At 86.4% G+C, this 874-nt stretch carries 1 pseudogene; it reads right to left on the minus strand.

Features of this window, described 5'->3' with window-relative positions:
- Positions 1–874 (minus strand): annotated as a pseudogene (locus tag KVT45_RS55040) (translation initiation factor IF-2); the annotation flags it as partial.

The following is an 874-nucleotide window of genomic DNA, read 5'->3' on the forward strand; positions in this document are numbered from 1 at the left end:
CCTGCCCCGGCCCCGCGCGGGCCGGCGGGGCGGCCCAACGCCCCCCGGCGCCCCACCCGGCCCGCGGGGACCGCCGGGCCGACCGCCAAAGCCGGGCCGCCCGCCGCCGCCCCCGCCACCGGGACCGCCGCCGAGCCCGCCGCCACCGCCGCCGGGGGCACCGCCGGGACGACCGGCGAAGCCGCCGCCACCGCCCGGACGCGCGCCGCCACCGCCGCCGCCGGGACGACCGGCGAAGCCGCCGCCGCCACCGGGACGACCGGCGCCGCCGCCGGGACGACCCGCACCGCCGGGACCGCGACCGCCGCCACCGGGGCCGGGACGCGGGCCGGCAGCGGGACGCTGCGGCATCATGCCGGGGTTCGGACGCGGACCCGCGGAACCGCCGCCGGGACGCGGACCGCCCTGCGGGCGGGGCATGCCGGACGGGCTCGGACGGGAACCGCCGGGAGCCTGCGGACGCGGACCGCCGCCCTGGGCGCCGGGCGCCTGCGGACGGGGACCGGCGCCGGGGGCACCGGGGCCACCCGGGCGCGGACCGCCCTGCGGGCGCGGGGCCTGCGGGCGGGCCATGCCGGTGGAGCCACCGGACGTGAAGGGGTTGTTGCCCGGACGCGGACCGGCCGGACGGGCACCGCCCGGACGGGGGGCGCGCTCACCGGGACGCTGGCCGCCGCCCTGGCCCGGACGGGCCTGGCCCTGGCCGGGGGCGGGACGACCGCCGGGGCGCGGGGCGCCCTGACCCGGACGGGGACCGCCGCCCTGCGGACGCTGGCCCTGCGCTGCGGCCGGGCTCGGCGCCGCGGCGGCCGGAGGGGCCGGGGGGGCCGGTGGTCTTTTCACGGCCCGGGCCCGGCGGGCCACGGCCGGTCGG

The organism is Streptomyces sp. GbtcB6, assembly GCF_019091475.1.
In the GTDB taxonomy this organism is placed as follows: domain Bacteria; phylum Actinomycetota; class Actinomycetes; order Streptomycetales; family Streptomycetaceae; genus Streptomyces; species Streptomyces hyaluromycini.